The sequence below is a fragment of the Shewanella sp. Isolate11 genome (assembly GCF_022398315.1).
In the GTDB taxonomy this organism is placed as follows: domain Bacteria; phylum Pseudomonadota; class Gammaproteobacteria; order Enterobacterales; family Shewanellaceae; genus Shewanella.
The window spans coordinates 52,568-68,579 of the sequence record NZ_JAKEVF010000007.1 but is presented as its reverse complement, the minus strand read 5'-3'; the positions used below and the strand labels follow the sequence as shown (position 1 = coordinate 68,579).

Below are 16,012 nucleotides of genomic sequence, written 5' to 3'. Positions count from 1 at the left end.
TAATCTCTAACTAATAGCGAAAAACAAAAAAGGCGCCTAAGGCGCCTTTTTTTATCATAAAAACAATGCATTAAATCTTAGGCAGATTAAAAGTGGTATTTGGCAATTACAGAGTAAGTGCTTTGATCAACGTCTTTAACACCGTACTTGTTTTTCCAGTAATCGTATTCAATACCCACGAATAACTTGTCTTTTTTGTGAGTACCAAAGATAGCTGCACCTAGGTCATATTTAATTTGTGGGTTGAAGTGGAAGTTCTTTTCGTAACCATCTTCATCGGTTGCGAATACCCAATCGATAAAACCATCGACAACGATTGCCGAGTTGCCTACAGGAAAATCCATTCTGAATGCTGGGGTTATCTGCCAACCATCACTGATGTTACCACTGCTGATGGCGTCACGACGGTAGGTATTAAGATTAAAATAGCTGAAGTAAGGAATGGTGATATCTAAACCCACACCATATAGGAAGCTAGTTACCGGACCTTCACCTTCTTCTAAGGTTAGGGCGACAGAAACATCGGTGATAGCGCCGTATTTAAATTCATTCCCGGTGATTTTGCTCAGGCTGAAGCGAGGTGATAATTCACCATATGTGGTACTGTCATCACCTTGACCATCATGGAAGAAAATAAAGTCTTGGAAGGCGAACCAGTCACCGTATTTCCATGCACCGGCTGTTTCTACAGTAATAGTCGACTGTTTATCTGATGCTGCAAGATCATAATCACTACCATGAAGTGCAGTGACGCTTGCATCCCACCATTGAATCATATCGTCAGCGACGGCAGGTTGTGCCGCTAGTAGCGCTAATGCGAGCCATTTAGAGTTCTTCATCAGTTACCTTTCTTATCTTGAGGGCAGCTTATTTTGTGAACAATCAGCTCAATGTTTGCTAAATTGTGCGATTGTTGATTAAGCCTATGGGTTATTTGCGGGGGAGTATAAGGGATTTAGCGATTATGCTAAATCGCAAACAGTGCTATGTGAGCAAAAAGCCAACAATATTTTTTCATATTGCGACAGAAATCAACATTGACATAATATGTCGCGAAAAAACAAAAGAGCTGATATAGTCAATTTATGGATACTCTCATTTCAGGGGGAAATATGGAGTTTTCGAGTCTTATCTTTATTTGGATGGCCCTTGGTATTGTGTTGATGCTGGCGGAGATCATCTTACCCGGCGGCATTGTGATATTTTTAGGTACTGCTTGCTTGGTCGTGGCGGGCGCGTTAGCGATAGGGTTAGTGCAAGGATTAGCACAATCTATGACCTTATGGTTTATCGTTTCCATCGTATTACTGTTAAGTTTTCGCCAGTTGACCCAAAAGTGGGTTGGCGGCGATTCTCATGTGGATAATACCGATGAAGCCATGGATATCTATCATCAACAAGCCTTGGTTAAGGCGGCAATCGGACCGGGGCAATCGCTTGGGCGGGTTGAGTTTCAAGGTTCTGAATGGCCTGCATTAGGTGATGGCAGTCGTATCGAAGTCGGGACTCAAGTGTTGATCATCTGCCGCGAGAATATCGCTTTAGTGGTCGAGCCATTAAAAGAATGATTTAAAGTTTAACTGTAAAGGATGGAATCTATGTTTGTATTTACCTTAGTCATACTGTTTGTTTTTTTTATTCTGTACAACTTACTGCTCATCGTGCCGATGCGTGAAGTTAATGTCATTGAGCGTCTTGGTAAATTTAGGGTGGTGTTACAGCCCGGTTTTCACTTTCTTATTCCATTTTTCGATAGGGTGGCCTATAGGCATGACACCCGTGAAGAGGTGCTCGATGTGCCGCCTCAAAGTTGTATTTCGAAAGATAATACTCAGCTGGAAGTCGATGGCTTAGTTTATCTCAAGGTCATGGATGGTAGATTGGCCAGTTATGGTATCGAAAATTACCGCCGCGCCGCGGTGAACTTGGCACAGACCACCATGCGCTCTGAGATAGGTAAACTGAGTTTGAGTGAAACCTTCTCTGAGCGAGATAGTCTCAACGAGTCAATTGTACGTGAAATCGATAAGGCATCAGATCCTTGGGGGATCAAGGTGCTGCGTTACGAGATCAAAAATATCACTCCGTCGCGCAAGGTGATCCACACTCTCGAGAAACAGATGGAAGCTGAGCGTCGTAAGCGTGCCGAAATTACCCTCGCCAATGCCGAAAAAGCGGCGATGATTAACTTGTCTGAGGGCGAGCGTCAGGAGGCGATTAACTTGTCTGAAGGTCAGAAACAAAAACGGATCAACGAGGCTAAAGGTACCGCACAGGAGATTGCGATTGTGGCGCGAGCTAAGGCCGAGGCCATGACCTTAGTGTCACAAGCTTTAGCGTTAGAGGGCGGTAACGAAGCGATGAACATGCAGCTTAAAGAACAGTTTATCGTGCAGATTGGTAAGATCCTTAATGACGCCGATATCTCGGTAGTACCTGCTGAGCTGGCTAAACTTGAGGGCTTCTTCGAAGGCATGGAGCAGGTGACTAAACAGGTGGGGTCGCAAGTGGGCTCCAATAGTACCGCATCAGTAACAGGAGGCCGCTCATGAACGTCAGTATCGATACCGATTTAATCGTCTTAGGCATTTGGGGTTTAATCTTCGCCATTTTCTTGGTGAAGCTGTTTCAATCTATCCGTTTAGTGCCGACTAAGTCTGCGTATATTGTTGAGCGCCTAGGGAAATATCACGCTACTCTCGATGCGGGTTTTCATGCGCTAGTGCCTTTTGTCGATAAGGCGGCTTACATCCATGATCTCAAAGAGGAGACGATAGATGTACCGCCGCAAGAGTGTTTCTCAAGCGATGAGGTCAACGTGGAGGTCGATGGGGTGATCTATATCTCCGTGGTTGACCCGGTTAAAGCCAGTTATGGTGTGACCGATTACCGTTATGCAGCTATTCAACTGGCACAAACGACGACTCGTTCGGTGATTGGTACGCTAGATCTTGACCGTACTTTCGAAGAGCGAGATGTGATCAGCGCCAAGGTAGTTGAAGTGCTCGATCAAGCTGGTGCCTTATGGGGGATTCGCGTTCATCGTTATGAAATTAAAAACATTACTCCGCCTGAAACCGTCAAAAATGCCATGGAGATGCAGGTAAATGCTGAGCGTGAGCGCCGTGCATTACTGGCTAAAAGTGAGGGTGACAAACAGAGCAAGATCAATCGCTCAGAGGGGGTTAAGGCGGAAACCATTAACCACTCGGAGGGTGAGATGCAGCGCCGGATTAACGAGGCCGAAGGTGTGGCCGAGGAGATCTTGACCATCGCCAAAGCCACCGCTGAGTCAATCGAGCGTATGGCACAGGTGATCGCCGCGCCCGGCGGTAAGAATGTGGTGCGGATGCAACTTGGCGCACAGTATCTCAAGCAGTTTGATGGCCTGAGTAAAAACAATAGCAAGATAGTGCTTCCTGGTAATATGCTCGACTTTGAACATTGGATGGATAGCATGGGTCTGGAAGAGAGCGAGCAGCAATAATCACCTTAGGTTAAATCTCTATTGCCGAAGAGAGCTGTTGTGCTCTTCGGCATCATCTTTAGCCTAGTGCTATGCCCTTAGCCCCTGTTATACTGCCTGCCTGATTTTTTGGAGGCAGAATGGACGTATCTTCTTTACTCAATGGCTTAAACGATAAACAGCGTGAGGCCGTTAGTGCACCACAATCTAGCATGTTGGTATTGGCTGGCGCGGGCAGTGGTAAAACCCGTGTTTTGACTCACCGTATTGCGTGGTTGATGCAACAGGAGCAACAGAGTCCCTATTCTATTCTCGCGGTCACTTTTACCAATAAAGCCGCCGCCGAGATGCGCGAGCGAGTCGAGAAAGTCAGTGGCAGTAATATGTCTCGTATGTGGATCGGGACTTTCCACGGTTTAGCCCATCGTCTGCTACGTACCCATTACCAAGATGCCAATCTGCCGCAAAGTTTCCAAATTTTAGATTCAGACGACCAGCTACGTTTGATTAAGCGCATTCTCAAGAGCCTCAATCTGGACGAAAAACAGTATCCACCACGTCAGGCTCAAGGTTATATCAATGGTAAAAAAGATCAGGGGTTAAGACCTAAGCATATTGATGCTGGTGGTTTTCCTATTGAGCAGAACCTGTTAAAAATTTATCAGGTATATCAAGAATCTTGCGATCGTGCAGGCTTGGTAGACTTTGCCGAAATCCTATTACGGGCCCATGAGTTATGGCTTAATAAGCCGCATATTTTAGCGCATTATCAAGATCGTTTTACCAATATTCTGGTGGACGAGTTCCAAGATACCAATGCCATTCAATATGCTTGGATCCGTGTATTAGCTGGGAGTCGTGCCAATGTGATGATCGTCGGTGATGACGATCAGTCTATTTACGGTTGGCGTGGTGCTCAGGTGGAAAATCTACATAAGTTTTTAGATGATTTCCCCAAGGCACAAACCATTCGTCTGGAGCAAAACTATCGTTCTAGCGGCAATATTTTGAATGCTTCTAACGAACTGATCGCCAATAACCCAGAGCGATTGGGTAAAAAGCTGTGGACTGAAGATCAAGCGGGTGAACAGATTGGTCTCTATTGTGCCTTCAATGAAATGGATGAGGCGCGCTTTATTGTCGGTCGCATTATCGATTGGCAAGATATGGGCGGCGATTTAAGTGATTGCGCCATTTTATATCGCTCTAATGCTCAGTCTCGGGTGCTGGAAGAGGCATTACTTCATAAAGGCATGGCCTATCGAATCTATGGTGGTTTGCGCTTCTTCGAACGTCAAGAGATCAAAGATGCCATGGGCTATCTGCGCCTAATCAGTAACAAAAATGATGATGCTGCTTTCGAGCGTATTATCAATACTCCTACACGGGGTATTGGTGGTCGCACCTTAGATATTCTGCGCTCGACCGCTCGCCAGCAAGAACTGACACTGTGGCAAACCTGTTTACGGGTTTTGGATGAAAAACTGCTTAGTGGTCGTGCTGCCAATGCGGTACGTGGGTTTATGGATCTGATTGTTGAGCTACAACAAGATACCGAAAACTTGTCGCTACATCGGATGACAGATCAAGTGATTCAAACCTCAGGCCTGAAGCAGATGTATGAATTGGAAAAAGGCGAGAAAGCCCGTGCGCGAGTAGAAAACTTAGAGGAATTAGTTACTGCGGCACGTACTTTTGTAATGCCAGAAGAGCTGGAAGATATGGGCGAACTTAACGCTTTCTTATCGCACGCCGCTCTGGAAGCCGGCGAAGGGCAAGCTGATGCCCATACCGATGCGGTGCAGTTGATGACCCTGCACTCAGCTAAAGGCCTGGAATTTCCTATGGTGTTTATGGCTGGGGTGGAAGAGGGGATATTCCCTAGTCAAATGGCGATGGACGAAGGCGACAGGTTAGATGAAGAGCGTCGTCTGTGCTACGTGGGGATGACCCGCGCCATGAAACAACTGTATATTACCTATGCCGAATCGCGACGCATCTACGGCCGGGAAAACTTTGCCAGACCTTCGCGTTTTATTAAGGAGATCCCCAGTGAATATGTGCAGGAAATCCGCTTAAAAGCGCAAGTGACCGCGCCAGTGAATCGCTTTACTAATCGTATCTCTGATGTGATAAATGAAAGTCGCTCGCGCCCTGCATCTAGCTCGATTGGCCATGACTCAGGCTTTGCTAATGGCGATCGTGTTTATCACTTCAAGTTTGGCGAGGGTAAAGTGCTGGACTTAGAAGGTCATGGCGAACAGGCGATTATTGAAGTGAATTTTGATGATGTGGGACGTAAACGACTTAAAATCGCCTTTGCTCGCTTAGAAAAACGTTAATAAGCGTTTCGCCAATACAAAGAGTTTGAAACGGATGTTATGTTGGTCATAATGCCAATAGAGTGACAATTGATACAGGCCAAGCTGTTTTAGGAGAGCCTAGAAGATGAATTTAAAGGATAAATTCGACGCCTATTTGCGTCTTGCGCGGATGGACCGCCCCATCGGTACCTTGCTGCTACTCTGGCCCTGTTTGATGGCTTTGTTGCTGGCTGCAGGTGGTATGCCAGACCTTAACGTATTGATCATTTTCATTATTGGTGTGGTGGTGATGCGTGCCTGTGGCTGTATTATTAATGATTATGCCGACCGTAATTTAGACTCTCATGTGGATCGCACTAAGTCTCGACCATTAGCTAGTGGTGAAGTGAGTGTCAAAGAGGCGCTAACCCTGTTTGTCATCTTAGGTTTGCTGGCGTTCGGACTGGTACTCATGCTCAATCCGCTGGTGGTTAAGCTTTCCTTTGTTGGGATTATTCTGACCATTATTTATCCTTTCACTAAGCGTTTTACCAACATGCCACAGATGTTTCTGGGGGTGGTGTGGAGCTGGTCTATTCCTATGGCCTATGCGGCACAAACCGGTGAAGTTCCCGTCGAGGCTTGGTGGTTGTTTGCAGCTAATTGGTGCTGGACTGTGGCATACGACACCATGTATGCCATGGTGGATAGAGACGATGATTTAAGAGTGGGAATTAAATCGACGGCGATTCTGTTTGGTCGTTTCGATAGGCAGATCATCGGCTTATTCCAGCTGGCTGCATTGACTTGTTTTATCATGGCGGGGATCAGTGCCGAACGGGGTTTACTGTTTGGCTTGGGGATCATCACCTTTATCGGCTTTAGTGTGTACCAACAGAAACTGATTTTTGGTCGCGAACGTGCTCCCTGTTTCAAGGCATTTCTTAATAATAACTGGGCTGGATTAGCACTATTTATCGCCTTAGGTATCGATTACCTGATGTGATTTTTTAATTAAATCCATCTCGTTTTCCCAAAGCTGTGTTATTCATTTTTTATCTTGATTGATGGTATTAAAGGCGTCAAACAAAAAACCAGTGAGTTATCACTGGTTTTTTGTTGTTAAGCGAAGTGAGCTTTATTTAGTTTCGGCTTCTTTCAACCACTGTGCAGCACGCTTAGCGAAGTAGGTTAAGATGCCGTCTGCACCAGCACGCTTAAAGCAAAGCAGTGATTCCATTACGATGGCTTTTTCAGCGAGCCAACCATTTTCAATCGCCGCCATGTGCATGGCATATTCGCCACTCACTTGATAAGCAAAAGTCGGTACAGCAAGTTCGCGCTTCACGCGAGTCACGATATCCAGATACGGCATACCGGGTTTTACCATCACCATATCGGCACCTTCTTGGATATCTAATGCCACTTCATGTAATGCTTCATCGCTGTTAGCAGGATCCATTTGGTAGCTGTGCTTATTGCCACCTTTTAGATTGCCGGCCGAGCCGACAGCATCACGGAAAGGACCGTAGTAACTAGAAGAGTATTTGGCCGAGTAAGCCATGATCTGAGTATTCACATGACCAGCCGCTTCTAAGGCTTCACGGATCGCGCCAATACGGCCGTCCATCATATCTGAAGGAGCGACGATATCCGCGCCCGCTTCGGCGTGTGATAATGCCTGCTTAACTAAAATCTCGGTGGTGATATCGTTAAGAATATAACCATCTTCATCGATAATGCCGTCTTGACCATGGGTCGTGAAGGGATCAAGTGCCACATCTGTCATCACCCCCAATTGTGGGAAGGCTTCTTTTAACGCGCGCACGGCTTTTTGTGCCAATGCATCTGCGTTATAGGCTTCTTCTGCCATTAAGGTTTTCTTTTCCGCAGGGGTTACTGGGAAAAGGGCAACCAATGGAATGCCTAATTTAACTAACTCTTCCGCTTCTTTGAGTAACAGATCGATAGAGTAACGCTCAACGCCTGGCATTGAGGCTACTTGCTCGGTACGGTTGTTACCTTCGAGTACGAACATTGGGTAGATTAAGTCATCGACCGACAATTTATTTTCGGCCATTAAACGACGACTAAAATCATGTTTACGCATGCGGCGCATTCTGCGCTGAGGAAAGGCACTGGTAATGATGTTCACATTCGACTCCTAATTTAGGGTTGCAGACTTTAACAGTTCGTACCTTTTCGGTTGGCTAATTGCCAAGAGCTAAGGTTTAAGCTGAGTAATTTCTATTGTTCGAGTTCGGGTGTATAAACGCTGACGCGGTTACGCCCATTATTCTTGGCACAATACAGTGCTTTATCGGCTCGCTCGACCAGCAGGTTTACATGTTGGTCATCGGTGACGACTTCGGCACATAGCCCGACACTAATGGTCAAAGGCATGGCTTGCTGTTCCCAGCTCAAAGGCAGTTGTTGAACGGTTTCGCGCATTAATTCTGCCACACTGAGCGCGCCCTCTTCAGAGGTGTTAGGCAATATCATAGCAAACTCTTCCCCCCCGAAACGTGACACCAGATCACTTGGGCGTCTTATTTTTTGATTTAATGCTTGAGCAATAAGCTTTAATGCCGCATCACCTGCTAAGTGGCCATGATTATCGTTAATGGCTTTAAAGTGGTCGATATCAATCATTAAGATGGCCAGTGGGGTCTGCTGACGACGACTAATTCGTCCCTCGGCGGATAAGCGTTTATCGAATGCAGCTCGATTCTTGACCCCGGTTAAGCTATCGATAGTGGTCTGTTCGGTTAGCTTTTGGTTGGCTTCGTTGAGTTCGCGAAGAGCAACTTCTAATTCTAGGGTGCGTTGCTGTACCATCTGTTCTAGACGCTCATTAGCCTGTGCCTCTGCTTTGAGAGCATCTTCTTTACTCTGTCTGACTCGCTCGGCTTGGGCTAAGGCTTCCTGTTGGCTTTCTAGTTTAGCCTTGCGTTCATCGTTATAGCGGATCGCCAAAATTGCCGCCATAAACACAACTTCAAAGGTTAACCCAAGCATCATAGGAGTCTGATGATCGATAGGCAGGTATAGCACACCCAGATATAACATCGCCGAAATGAAAGCGCCAATAAGCATCCCAGACCAAGCCAAGGTATAGAGCTTTGCCAGTTTATGATTTTGAAGACTCAAGGTTATGGCAAAAAACATCATCAATGACACAGCGATCAGTACATCAAACAAATTGATCTTTAGGGCAAGACCATAGTCGATAAATGGATTTAACAGTGCCAGCAGCAATGAAATAGCAGCACTTAAACGGCATATTCTGAGCATATTCAGATTGTGGTATTTCAGTTGTAATACCTTTTCGGTAAACATTAAGGCAAAGGTCACCACTAAGGGAATTAATGCCGGAAAGACCTGCTGCATAAACGGAAAGTTAGGCCACAAATAGCGGAAGGACAGACCATGAAGACTGGCGACCAGTAAGGTCATGGAAAGTACATAACCAGAATAATAACTATAGCTATAGGAGCGGGATGCCAGGGCGATAAACAGGCTAAACACTCCAATTGCCATCAATGCACCTAATTGAAACCCTTGATACAAGGATTGAGTCTCTGTGGATTTGAATAAGGTGACGGGAGATAGCAAGGTGAGCGGCAATGCTGCACTGCCTTCCGTCTCGATACGAATATAAAAGGTATTAACCACATCGGGGGCCAAGCTAAAACGATATAGAAATCCGTTATGGGCGATCGGTCGCTGTGAAAACGGGTAATGGTCGCCCATTTCGGTGGTCAGCATCGGCTTGCCACGCTCGAGGTGGTACAGACTGATCTTGTCGATATGCGGGTTATTCAACGATAAATAACGCCTAATCGATTTAGGGCTTGCGTTGTATAAGCTAAATTTTATCCAAAAGGGTTTTATCGCCAGCTTCTGATTGAATTTAGGCGTAAGCTTTTGCCAACGATTATTGCTTAACTGGCTAATCTGCTCAATAGAATCTAGCTGCTCGTCTTGAACATAGTATGCCCAAGTCGTCAGGTTAATAGACTCATCAGTGGTAACAGCTAGCAGAGATTCTGTGTGACCAACCAAGCTGAAACCGTACAGAAATAAGGCCAGCAGTAGTCGACTAAATCGGCTCATAGTTTTCCTTTAAACTGAAAAACTTACAAGTGTTAGTGTAGACTTGAGCAGCGAATTCCGCAGCATTTTGGCCTCTTAATGATGCAATATATTGACTGATATAGGGCAGATATTGAGGTTCGTTCTTACTCGATTTAGGCTTGGGTCGCATACTGCGTGGTAGCAAATAGGGACTGTCGGTTTCTACCATGATGCGATTGGCCGGAATATCTTTTACCAGCTGCGCCAGTTCACTGCCCCGACGTTCATCACACACCCAGCCGGTAATGCCTAAGTGCAAGTCCATCTCAATGTAACGTTCTAGGCTAGCTCTATTTCCCGTAAAGCAATGCAATAGCGCACCAGATAACTGAGGACGATACTCTTTTAGAATATCGACAAAATCCTCATGGGCATCACGCTCATGCATTAACACTGGCATCTGTAGCTCAACGGCGAGTGCTAGTTGATTGGCAAAGGCTCGACGCTGCATCGGCCGCGGTGAAAAATCACGATTATAGTCTAAACCACACTCCCCAATAGCAACCACTTGAGGCTGCTGCGCCAGCAGAGTTAATTCGTGAGTGCTGTTGTCGTGCCATTCACTGGCATGGTGGGGATGAACTCCAGCCGTGCTAATGAGCTGGTGGGGATATTGCTGACAACAAGCAATAGCTTGGCGACTCTCTTGTAAGCTACTTCCTATAACGATAAGCGGCGAAACACCTTGTGTCGCCGCTCGTTGAATCACGTTATTAAGATCTTTTTCTAGGGCGCTGCCAACTAAGTTGACAGCGATATCTATGTGACTGGGCATTAGTCGATGCGTTTCACTCGTATGGTGGCATTAGTGTCTTCTTTGCCTAATAGGAATGAACTCAAAGCACCTTTTTCAATGTAAACCATTTCACCGGCTTTGAGTTTGAAACGGCGAGAATCGCTTTGTTTCCACACTTGGCCATTCTCGAAGCTGATTGTGAGATCGCCATGCAGGCCTTTCTTCACCGATTTGACTTTTAGCTGGATTCTTTCGACTTCGGCGGCTTCCTGTTTATAGACCTTACCAAAACTGTTGCTTGCAGCTTGCGTGTCAACAACTGCTGGTTGAGTCGCTGCTACCGGAACCGCTGCTTGTACAGGCTTAGCCATAGTCGCTTGAGTTGCTTGAGTCGCTTGAGTCGCTTGAGTCGCTTGAGTTGCCGTAGGCTTTGCTGCAACTGTGGGGGCTTGTTGAGCGGCATTTGCGGCTAAGGCATCGTAGCAGATCAATCTATCGAGTTTATCGCCGATAGCGGCACATTTAGCGAGTTGTTGCTCGACACTCGCTGAAGCTGACACAGAAATGAGGAGGGTAGAGAGGGCTATCCAACCTAATGCTTGGGGATAACGTAAGCGCATAACGGGTTCCTTTTTATTATTTTTGAGCAACAATAGGCTAATAAACAACAGCTATCCAATTGGATAGCTGTTATGTGGAAATCGTTTTAGCTATTGGCCAGGTTGATCCTGTTCGACTTGCTCATCGTCTTCATCAGTGTCCTTTTTACTGTAGAAACGGGCTGCAATCAATCCCCCTTCAAACAATATCAACATTGGTATCGCGAGCATGGTCTGCGAAATGATATCAGGTGGCGTCAATAGCATACCTATTACAAACGCACCCACTACGATATAGGGACGTTTGGCTTTCAAGTCTTCTGGGGTAGTGACACCCGCCCAGCATAATAAGATAACCGCAATGGGGATCTCAAAAGCTAAACCGAAAGCGAAGAACAGTTTGAGTACGAAACTAAGATAACTACTGATATCGGTGGCGACCTGAACACCTTCAGGCGCGACGCTGGTAAAGAAGCCAAATACCACAGGGAAGACGATGTAATAGGTAAAGGCAATACCTAGATAAAACAGTATGGTGCTGCTGGCGAGCAGCGGCATCATCAGTCGTTTCTCATGTTTGTACAGACCCGGTGCGATAAAGGACCAGATTTGGAATAGCACGTAAGGAATGGCAATAAAAAATGCCAATATTAAAGTTAATTTAAATGGCGCAAAGAAGGGAGCCGCTACATCGGTAGCGATCATGCTGCTGGTTTCTGGCAGCGCATTCATCAATGGCGTAGCCATATAATGATAAATATCATTTGCCCAATACACTAAGCAGATAAACACAAAAAGCACACTACCAATGGCTTTAAGTAACTTGTTGCGTAACTCAAGCAAGTGGCTAATTAATGGCTGTTGTTGCGACATGGATTACCCGTCAGATTTTTCGGTTGAATTGCTCTTCTTGTCTGCGTTATCAGCGGGAGTCTGAGCCTTGTCGCTGGCATTATCGCCGGCGTCAATCTCTTCCACCTTGTATGGACGATTAACAGATTGAGCTGCCTGTTTAAGTTGATCGATTGAATCTTGTAACTCAGGAGAGAGATTCTTGAGTCCTTGGCTTTCAGCCTTCTTTAGGTCTGAGTGCAATTGCTCAATTTTAAGCTCTTGTTCAAGCTCATCTTTCACTGAATTTGCCATGCGCTTCATCGCGCGGATCCAACCGGAAATTGAGCGCACTGCAACTGGCAGTCTTTCAGGGCCAAGAACCACTAGCCCCAAAACGCCAATCAACAGTAACTCCATAAAGCCGATACCGTCGAACATAAGGAATTACGCCTGTTCTTTATCCTTGGACTCAGATTTTTTCTCTTCAGTCTGAGCGGTTTTTTCTGCAGCATTGTCTTCAAGCGCTTTCTTTTCTTCTTCTGCAGACATGGCATTTTTAAAGCCTTTCACTGCACCACCTAGGTCACCACCTAGTGAGCGCAATTTCTTTGTTCCGAAAAGTAAAACAACAATTAAAGCAATGATAAGAAGTTGCCAAATACTGATACCACCCATGAAACGTTCCTCTTTAAAAATATTACAAGTTCTATTATGAACCTTTGGTTATTTAGTGCTAGCTAAAATTTGCGATTCTTTGGTCTAGATCGCCATCCAAGCATCCATAGGATTGCCCCGACGCCGATGGAACCATACGAGGCCCATAGTGTAGCGTTTTGGGCGAACAATATAGTGCCGCAGATCACTAAAACTGCCGATGTGATTAAAAGGTAGTTACTTTTATGGACTTTTTGTTGCTGTTTTAAGTACCTATCCAATAACTGGTTTTGACTATGAACGAAGGTTTTACCCATCTTGAGGTTGTCATAGATAAGCTCAGGTAACTCAGGTAATTTGTCGGCCCAATAAGGCAACTGCTGTTTAATTTTTTTCGCCGTGCCTTTTGGACCCATCTGCTCGGCCATCCACCCTTCGAGGAAGGGTTTGGCGGTCTGCCATAGATCTAATTGTGGATATAGCTGTCTTCCGAGTCCTTCGATATACAACAAGGTTTTTTCTAACAATACCAGTTGTGGCTGTACCACCATGTCGAAGCGGCGAGCGGTTCTAAATAGTTCCAGCAGAACGTGGCCGAAAGAAATCTCATCCAGCGGTTTATTAAACATCGGCTCGCAGACCACTTTAATGGCTTGCTCAAATGCGGCTAAATCTGTGTCTGCTGATACCCAGCCTGACTCGATATACAGCTGCGCAATGCGGGTGTAATCGCGATTGAAGAAGGCGAGGAAGTTCTCGGCCAGATAGCGTTTATCTTGATCGGACAAGGTGCCCATAATGCCGCAGTCTAACCCGATATAAAATGGATCGTTTGGATGTTCTGTGCTGACAAAAATGTTGCCTGGGTGCATATCGGCATGAAAAAAATTGTCACGAAATACCTGAGTAAAGAACAGCTTAACGCCACGTTCGGCCAATAGTTTCAGGTTGGTTCCTTGCGCCTCTAACGCGGCCTTGTCGGAAACCGGAATGCCGTAAATACGTTCCATGACGATCAGGCGAGTATAACAATATTCCTCATAGATAAAGGGAATATACAGGGCATCAGAGTCGAGGAAGTTATTGCGCAGTCTAATGGTATTTAGCGCTTCGAGCTTGAGGTTAAGTTCACCCTCGATGGTGGTGCGGTAATCTTCGACGACTTCTAAAGGACGCAGGCGGTTACCTTGGCCTAACAGTGACTCCAAGAACTGCGCACTCTGAGTCATTAATTGCAGATCGGCATGCACCTTCTGCTCCACATTGGGACGTAATACTTTAAGCACGACGTCGGCACCGTTGGATTTGAGTTTGGCGGTGTGCACCTGAGAAATCGATGCTGACGCTAATGGCGTTTCATCAAAGTCGTCGAAATAGGTATCTATTGTGGTGCCCAGTTCCTGCTCGATAAGGGCTTTAGCCACCTCAGAATCGAACGGTGGAACCCGGTCTTGCAGCATGGCGAGTTCTTCGGCCCATTCATCACTTAATAAGTCGCGACGGGTCGATAGCATTTGACCAAATTTGATGTAGACGGGGCCGAGCTCTTGCATTGCCAGCTTTAAACGCTCGCCGCCGACCTTGTTTTTATGCTTGTTGGTTAACCAGAAAAAGCTCCAGCGCAGTAGCTTAAAATACCAAGGTTTTAGCTTAGAAGGGATAAGGTCATCGAGACCATAATGTAATGCTATTTTAATGACTTGGTATGCGCGTCGGATGCTTTTGACTGTCATTTTTTGCTGTTTGCCCCACTGAGTAGTCGATCTATCCTTTGGCTTAAGACATCGGTATCTGTCTTAAGTTGTTCGATTCTATCACTAAAATGGATAAATTCGATTTTATGTGGGCTTAAGCGGTATTCTTCGGTGGTTAGCTGACCAACATGGTCACGACTCTTGCGGAAAATATCTTGCAGTTGCTGCTTAACTTGCTTGGCACCTTGAGTTAATAGGTGTGTTGGAGCATCACCAATGTAGCGTGATAAAGGCTCGGCAATATCGAACTCTATCTGTTGCATAAATTGACTGAAGCTTTGCAGTAGATTGAGATCGCCTTCGAGCTTGAGTTTATCTTGCTTGATTAATTCGGTGAGGTTGGCGCCTTCACTCAGTCGATACAGGGTAGTGATGTCGGCATCGACTTTGGTAGTAACTGGGCCATCGTATTCACCAAAGACTTGGATCTCTTTAGCGAATAACAGATAAATAGGCCAGTTCAATTGTGATAATTGAACGGCTAATACCTTGCCGTGCAGCGTATGCTGCTGTGCATAGGCTTGAGGCGAGTGTTTAACGGCTTGTTGTAGTGCGGTTTCTAACGCCGCACTGATCAGCAATGCAATTTCACGTTTCATGCTAAACCTAATAGGTAAGGTGCAAGTGGGCTACAGTTTAAAACTTGTAACCCTTGTGTAGTGCCACAATACCGTCTGTCATATTGGTGTATTCAACCTGCTCGAAACCGGCTTCCATCATCATGGCTTTCAAGGTTTCTTGATCAGGATGCATGCGAATTGACTCGGCTAAATACTCGTAGCTGCCCGCATCTTTAGTGATGATGTCGCCCATCTTAGGCAAAATCTTAAAGCTATAAAGATCATACACTTTACGCATGATTTCATGCTGTGGCTTAGAAAACTCAAGTACTAATAGCTTTCCGCCTGGCTTTAATACTCTAAGCATTGAGCGGATAGCCGCATCTTTATCGGTCACATTACGTAGACCAAATGCGATGGTGATGATGTCGAAATGGTTGTCAGGGAAAGGTAGGGCTTCGGCATTCGCCTGCACGTAATTCACATTACCCACAACGCCACGATTACGTAGTTTTTCACGACCCACTTTCAGCATGGATTCGTTGATATCAGCCAGTGTCACTTGACCCGTTTGACCGACGATGTGCGAAAACTTAGCGGTTAAGTCTCCAGTTCCACCTGCCAGATCCAGTACTTTCATGCCAGGACGCGCACCGGCGCTTTCGATAGTAAAGCGCTTCCACATGCGGTGGATACCAAAGGACATGACATCATTCATAATGTCGTATTTGGCTGCGACCGAGTGAAAAACGTCGGCAACTAGGTCCGCTTTTTTCTCTGCTTCTACCGTCTTATAACCGAAATGGGTACTGTTTTGTGGACCCTCTGACATCTGTGTTTTCCTGTGCATTGCTACTGATATAGCGAGTGTAAGTGATTGACTAAAATTGCTGAATCATTGTGCGGTCACATTGTGATCGAGGTTAATAATCCATAGCCTGATTTTGCAAAAATGCGCGATAGCGCAAG

Annotated in this window: 15 protein-coding genes and 1 pseudogene; 5 read left to right on the top strand and 11 right to left on the bottom strand. The window is 45.8% G+C overall.

The window, feature by feature from the left end:
• Positions 1-86: 86 nt before the first annotated feature.
• Entirely contained in the window at positions 87-839 is a 753-nt protein-coding gene (locus L1D21_RS14980) for an outer membrane protein OmpK (RefSeq protein ID WP_239846081.1), read from the bottom strand.
• Between the two features lie 273 nt (positions 840-1,112).
• On the opposite strand from L1D21_RS14980, the gene L1D21_RS14975 reads away from it, so the two are divergent.
• The 5 genes from L1D21_RS14975 (at position 1,113) to ubiA (ending at position 6,775) form a co-directional block, all read left to right on the top strand.
• Complete coding sequence (locus tag L1D21_RS14975; RefSeq protein ID WP_239846080.1) at positions 1,113-1,568, top strand: NfeD family protein; 456 nt, start codon at positions 1,113-1,115, stop codon at positions 1,566-1,568.
• 30 nt (positions 1,569-1,598) lie between these two features.
• Positions 1,599-2,552, top strand: coding sequence for a slipin family protein (locus L1D21_RS14970; RefSeq protein WP_239846079.1), 954 nt, complete (start codon positions 1,599-1,601; stop codon positions 2,550-2,552).
• Complete coding sequence (locus tag L1D21_RS14965) at positions 2,549-3,487, top strand: stomatin-like protein (RefSeq protein ID WP_239846078.1); 939 nt, start codon at positions 2,549-2,551, stop codon at positions 3,485-3,487. The genes L1D21_RS14970 and L1D21_RS14965 overlap by 4 nt, the downstream gene beginning before the upstream one ends.
• A gap of 119 nt (positions 3,488-3,606) precedes the next feature.
• Complete coding sequence (gene uvrD / locus L1D21_RS14960) at positions 3,607-5,808, top strand: DNA helicase II (protein WP_239846077.1); 2,202 nt, start codon at positions 3,607-3,609, stop codon at positions 5,806-5,808.
• Positions 5,809-5,914: 106 nt separating this feature from the next.
• Entirely contained in the window at positions 5,915-6,775 is an 861-nt protein-coding gene (gene ubiA, locus L1D21_RS14955) for a 4-hydroxybenzoate octaprenyltransferase (protein WP_239846076.1), read from the top strand.
• Positions 6,776-6,907: 132 nt separating this feature from the next.
• Here the strand turns inward: ubiA and hemB are convergent, their stop codons facing one another.
• The 10 genes and pseudogenes from hemB to ubiE form a co-directional block, all read right to left on the bottom strand.
• Positions 6,908-7,924, bottom strand: a complete 1,017-nt coding sequence (gene hemB, locus L1D21_RS14950; RefSeq protein ID WP_239846075.1) for a porphobilinogen synthase — start codon at positions 7,922-7,924, stop codon at positions 6,908-6,910.
• A 92-nt stretch (positions 7,925-8,016) separates the two neighbouring features.
• On the bottom strand, positions 8,017-9,885 hold the full coding sequence (locus L1D21_RS14945) for a diguanylate cyclase (RefSeq protein WP_239846074.1): 1,869 nt from the start codon (positions 9,883-9,885) through the stop codon (positions 8,017-8,019).
• The gene (locus tag L1D21_RS14940; protein WP_239846073.1) at positions 9,872-10,681 is read right to left on the bottom strand and encodes a TatD family hydrolase; all 810 of its coding nucleotides are present in this window, start codon (positions 10,679-10,681) and stop codon (positions 9,872-9,874) included. Before L1D21_RS14940 ends, L1D21_RS14945 begins: the two co-directional genes overlap by 14 nt.
• Entirely contained in the window at positions 10,681-11,262 is a 582-nt protein-coding gene (locus L1D21_RS14935) for a hypothetical protein (RefSeq protein ID WP_239846072.1), read from the bottom strand. Before L1D21_RS14935 ends, L1D21_RS14940 begins: the two co-directional genes overlap by 1 nt.
• A gap of 90 nt (positions 11,263-11,352) precedes the next feature.
• Complete coding sequence (gene tatC / locus L1D21_RS14930) at positions 11,353-12,114, bottom strand: twin-arginine translocase subunit TatC (RefSeq protein WP_239846071.1); 762 nt, start codon at positions 12,112-12,114, stop codon at positions 11,353-11,355.
• A 96-nt stretch (positions 12,115-12,210) separates the two neighbouring features.
• A pseudogene (gene tatB / locus L1D21_RS14925) lies at positions 12,211-12,513 on the bottom strand (Sec-independent protein translocase protein TatB); the annotation flags it as partial.
• A gap of 6 nt (positions 12,514-12,519) precedes the next feature.
• On the bottom strand, positions 12,520-12,750 hold the full coding sequence (gene tatA / locus L1D21_RS14920; RefSeq protein ID WP_239846069.1) for a Sec-independent protein translocase subunit TatA: 231 nt from the start codon (positions 12,748-12,750) through the stop codon (positions 12,520-12,522).
• 62 nt (positions 12,751-12,812) lie between these two features.
• Positions 12,813-14,462 (bottom strand): ubiquinone biosynthesis regulatory protein kinase UbiB, encoded by a 1,650-nt coding sequence (gene ubiB / locus L1D21_RS14915; protein WP_239846068.1) that lies wholly within the window; start codon positions 14,460-14,462, stop codon positions 12,813-12,815.
• The gene (locus L1D21_RS14910; protein ID WP_239846067.1) at positions 14,459-15,082 is read right to left on the bottom strand and encodes an SCP2 sterol-binding domain-containing protein; all 624 of its coding nucleotides are present in this window, start codon (positions 15,080-15,082) and stop codon (positions 14,459-14,461) included. Before L1D21_RS14910 ends, ubiB begins: the two co-directional genes overlap by 4 nt.
• A gap of 37 nt (positions 15,083-15,119) precedes the next feature.
• On the bottom strand, positions 15,120-15,875 hold the full coding sequence (gene ubiE, locus L1D21_RS14905) for a bifunctional demethylmenaquinone methyltransferase/2-methoxy-6-polyprenyl-1,4-benzoquinol methylase UbiE (RefSeq protein ID WP_239846066.1): 756 nt from the start codon (positions 15,873-15,875) through the stop codon (positions 15,120-15,122).
• Positions 15,876-16,012: the final 137 nt, after the last annotated feature.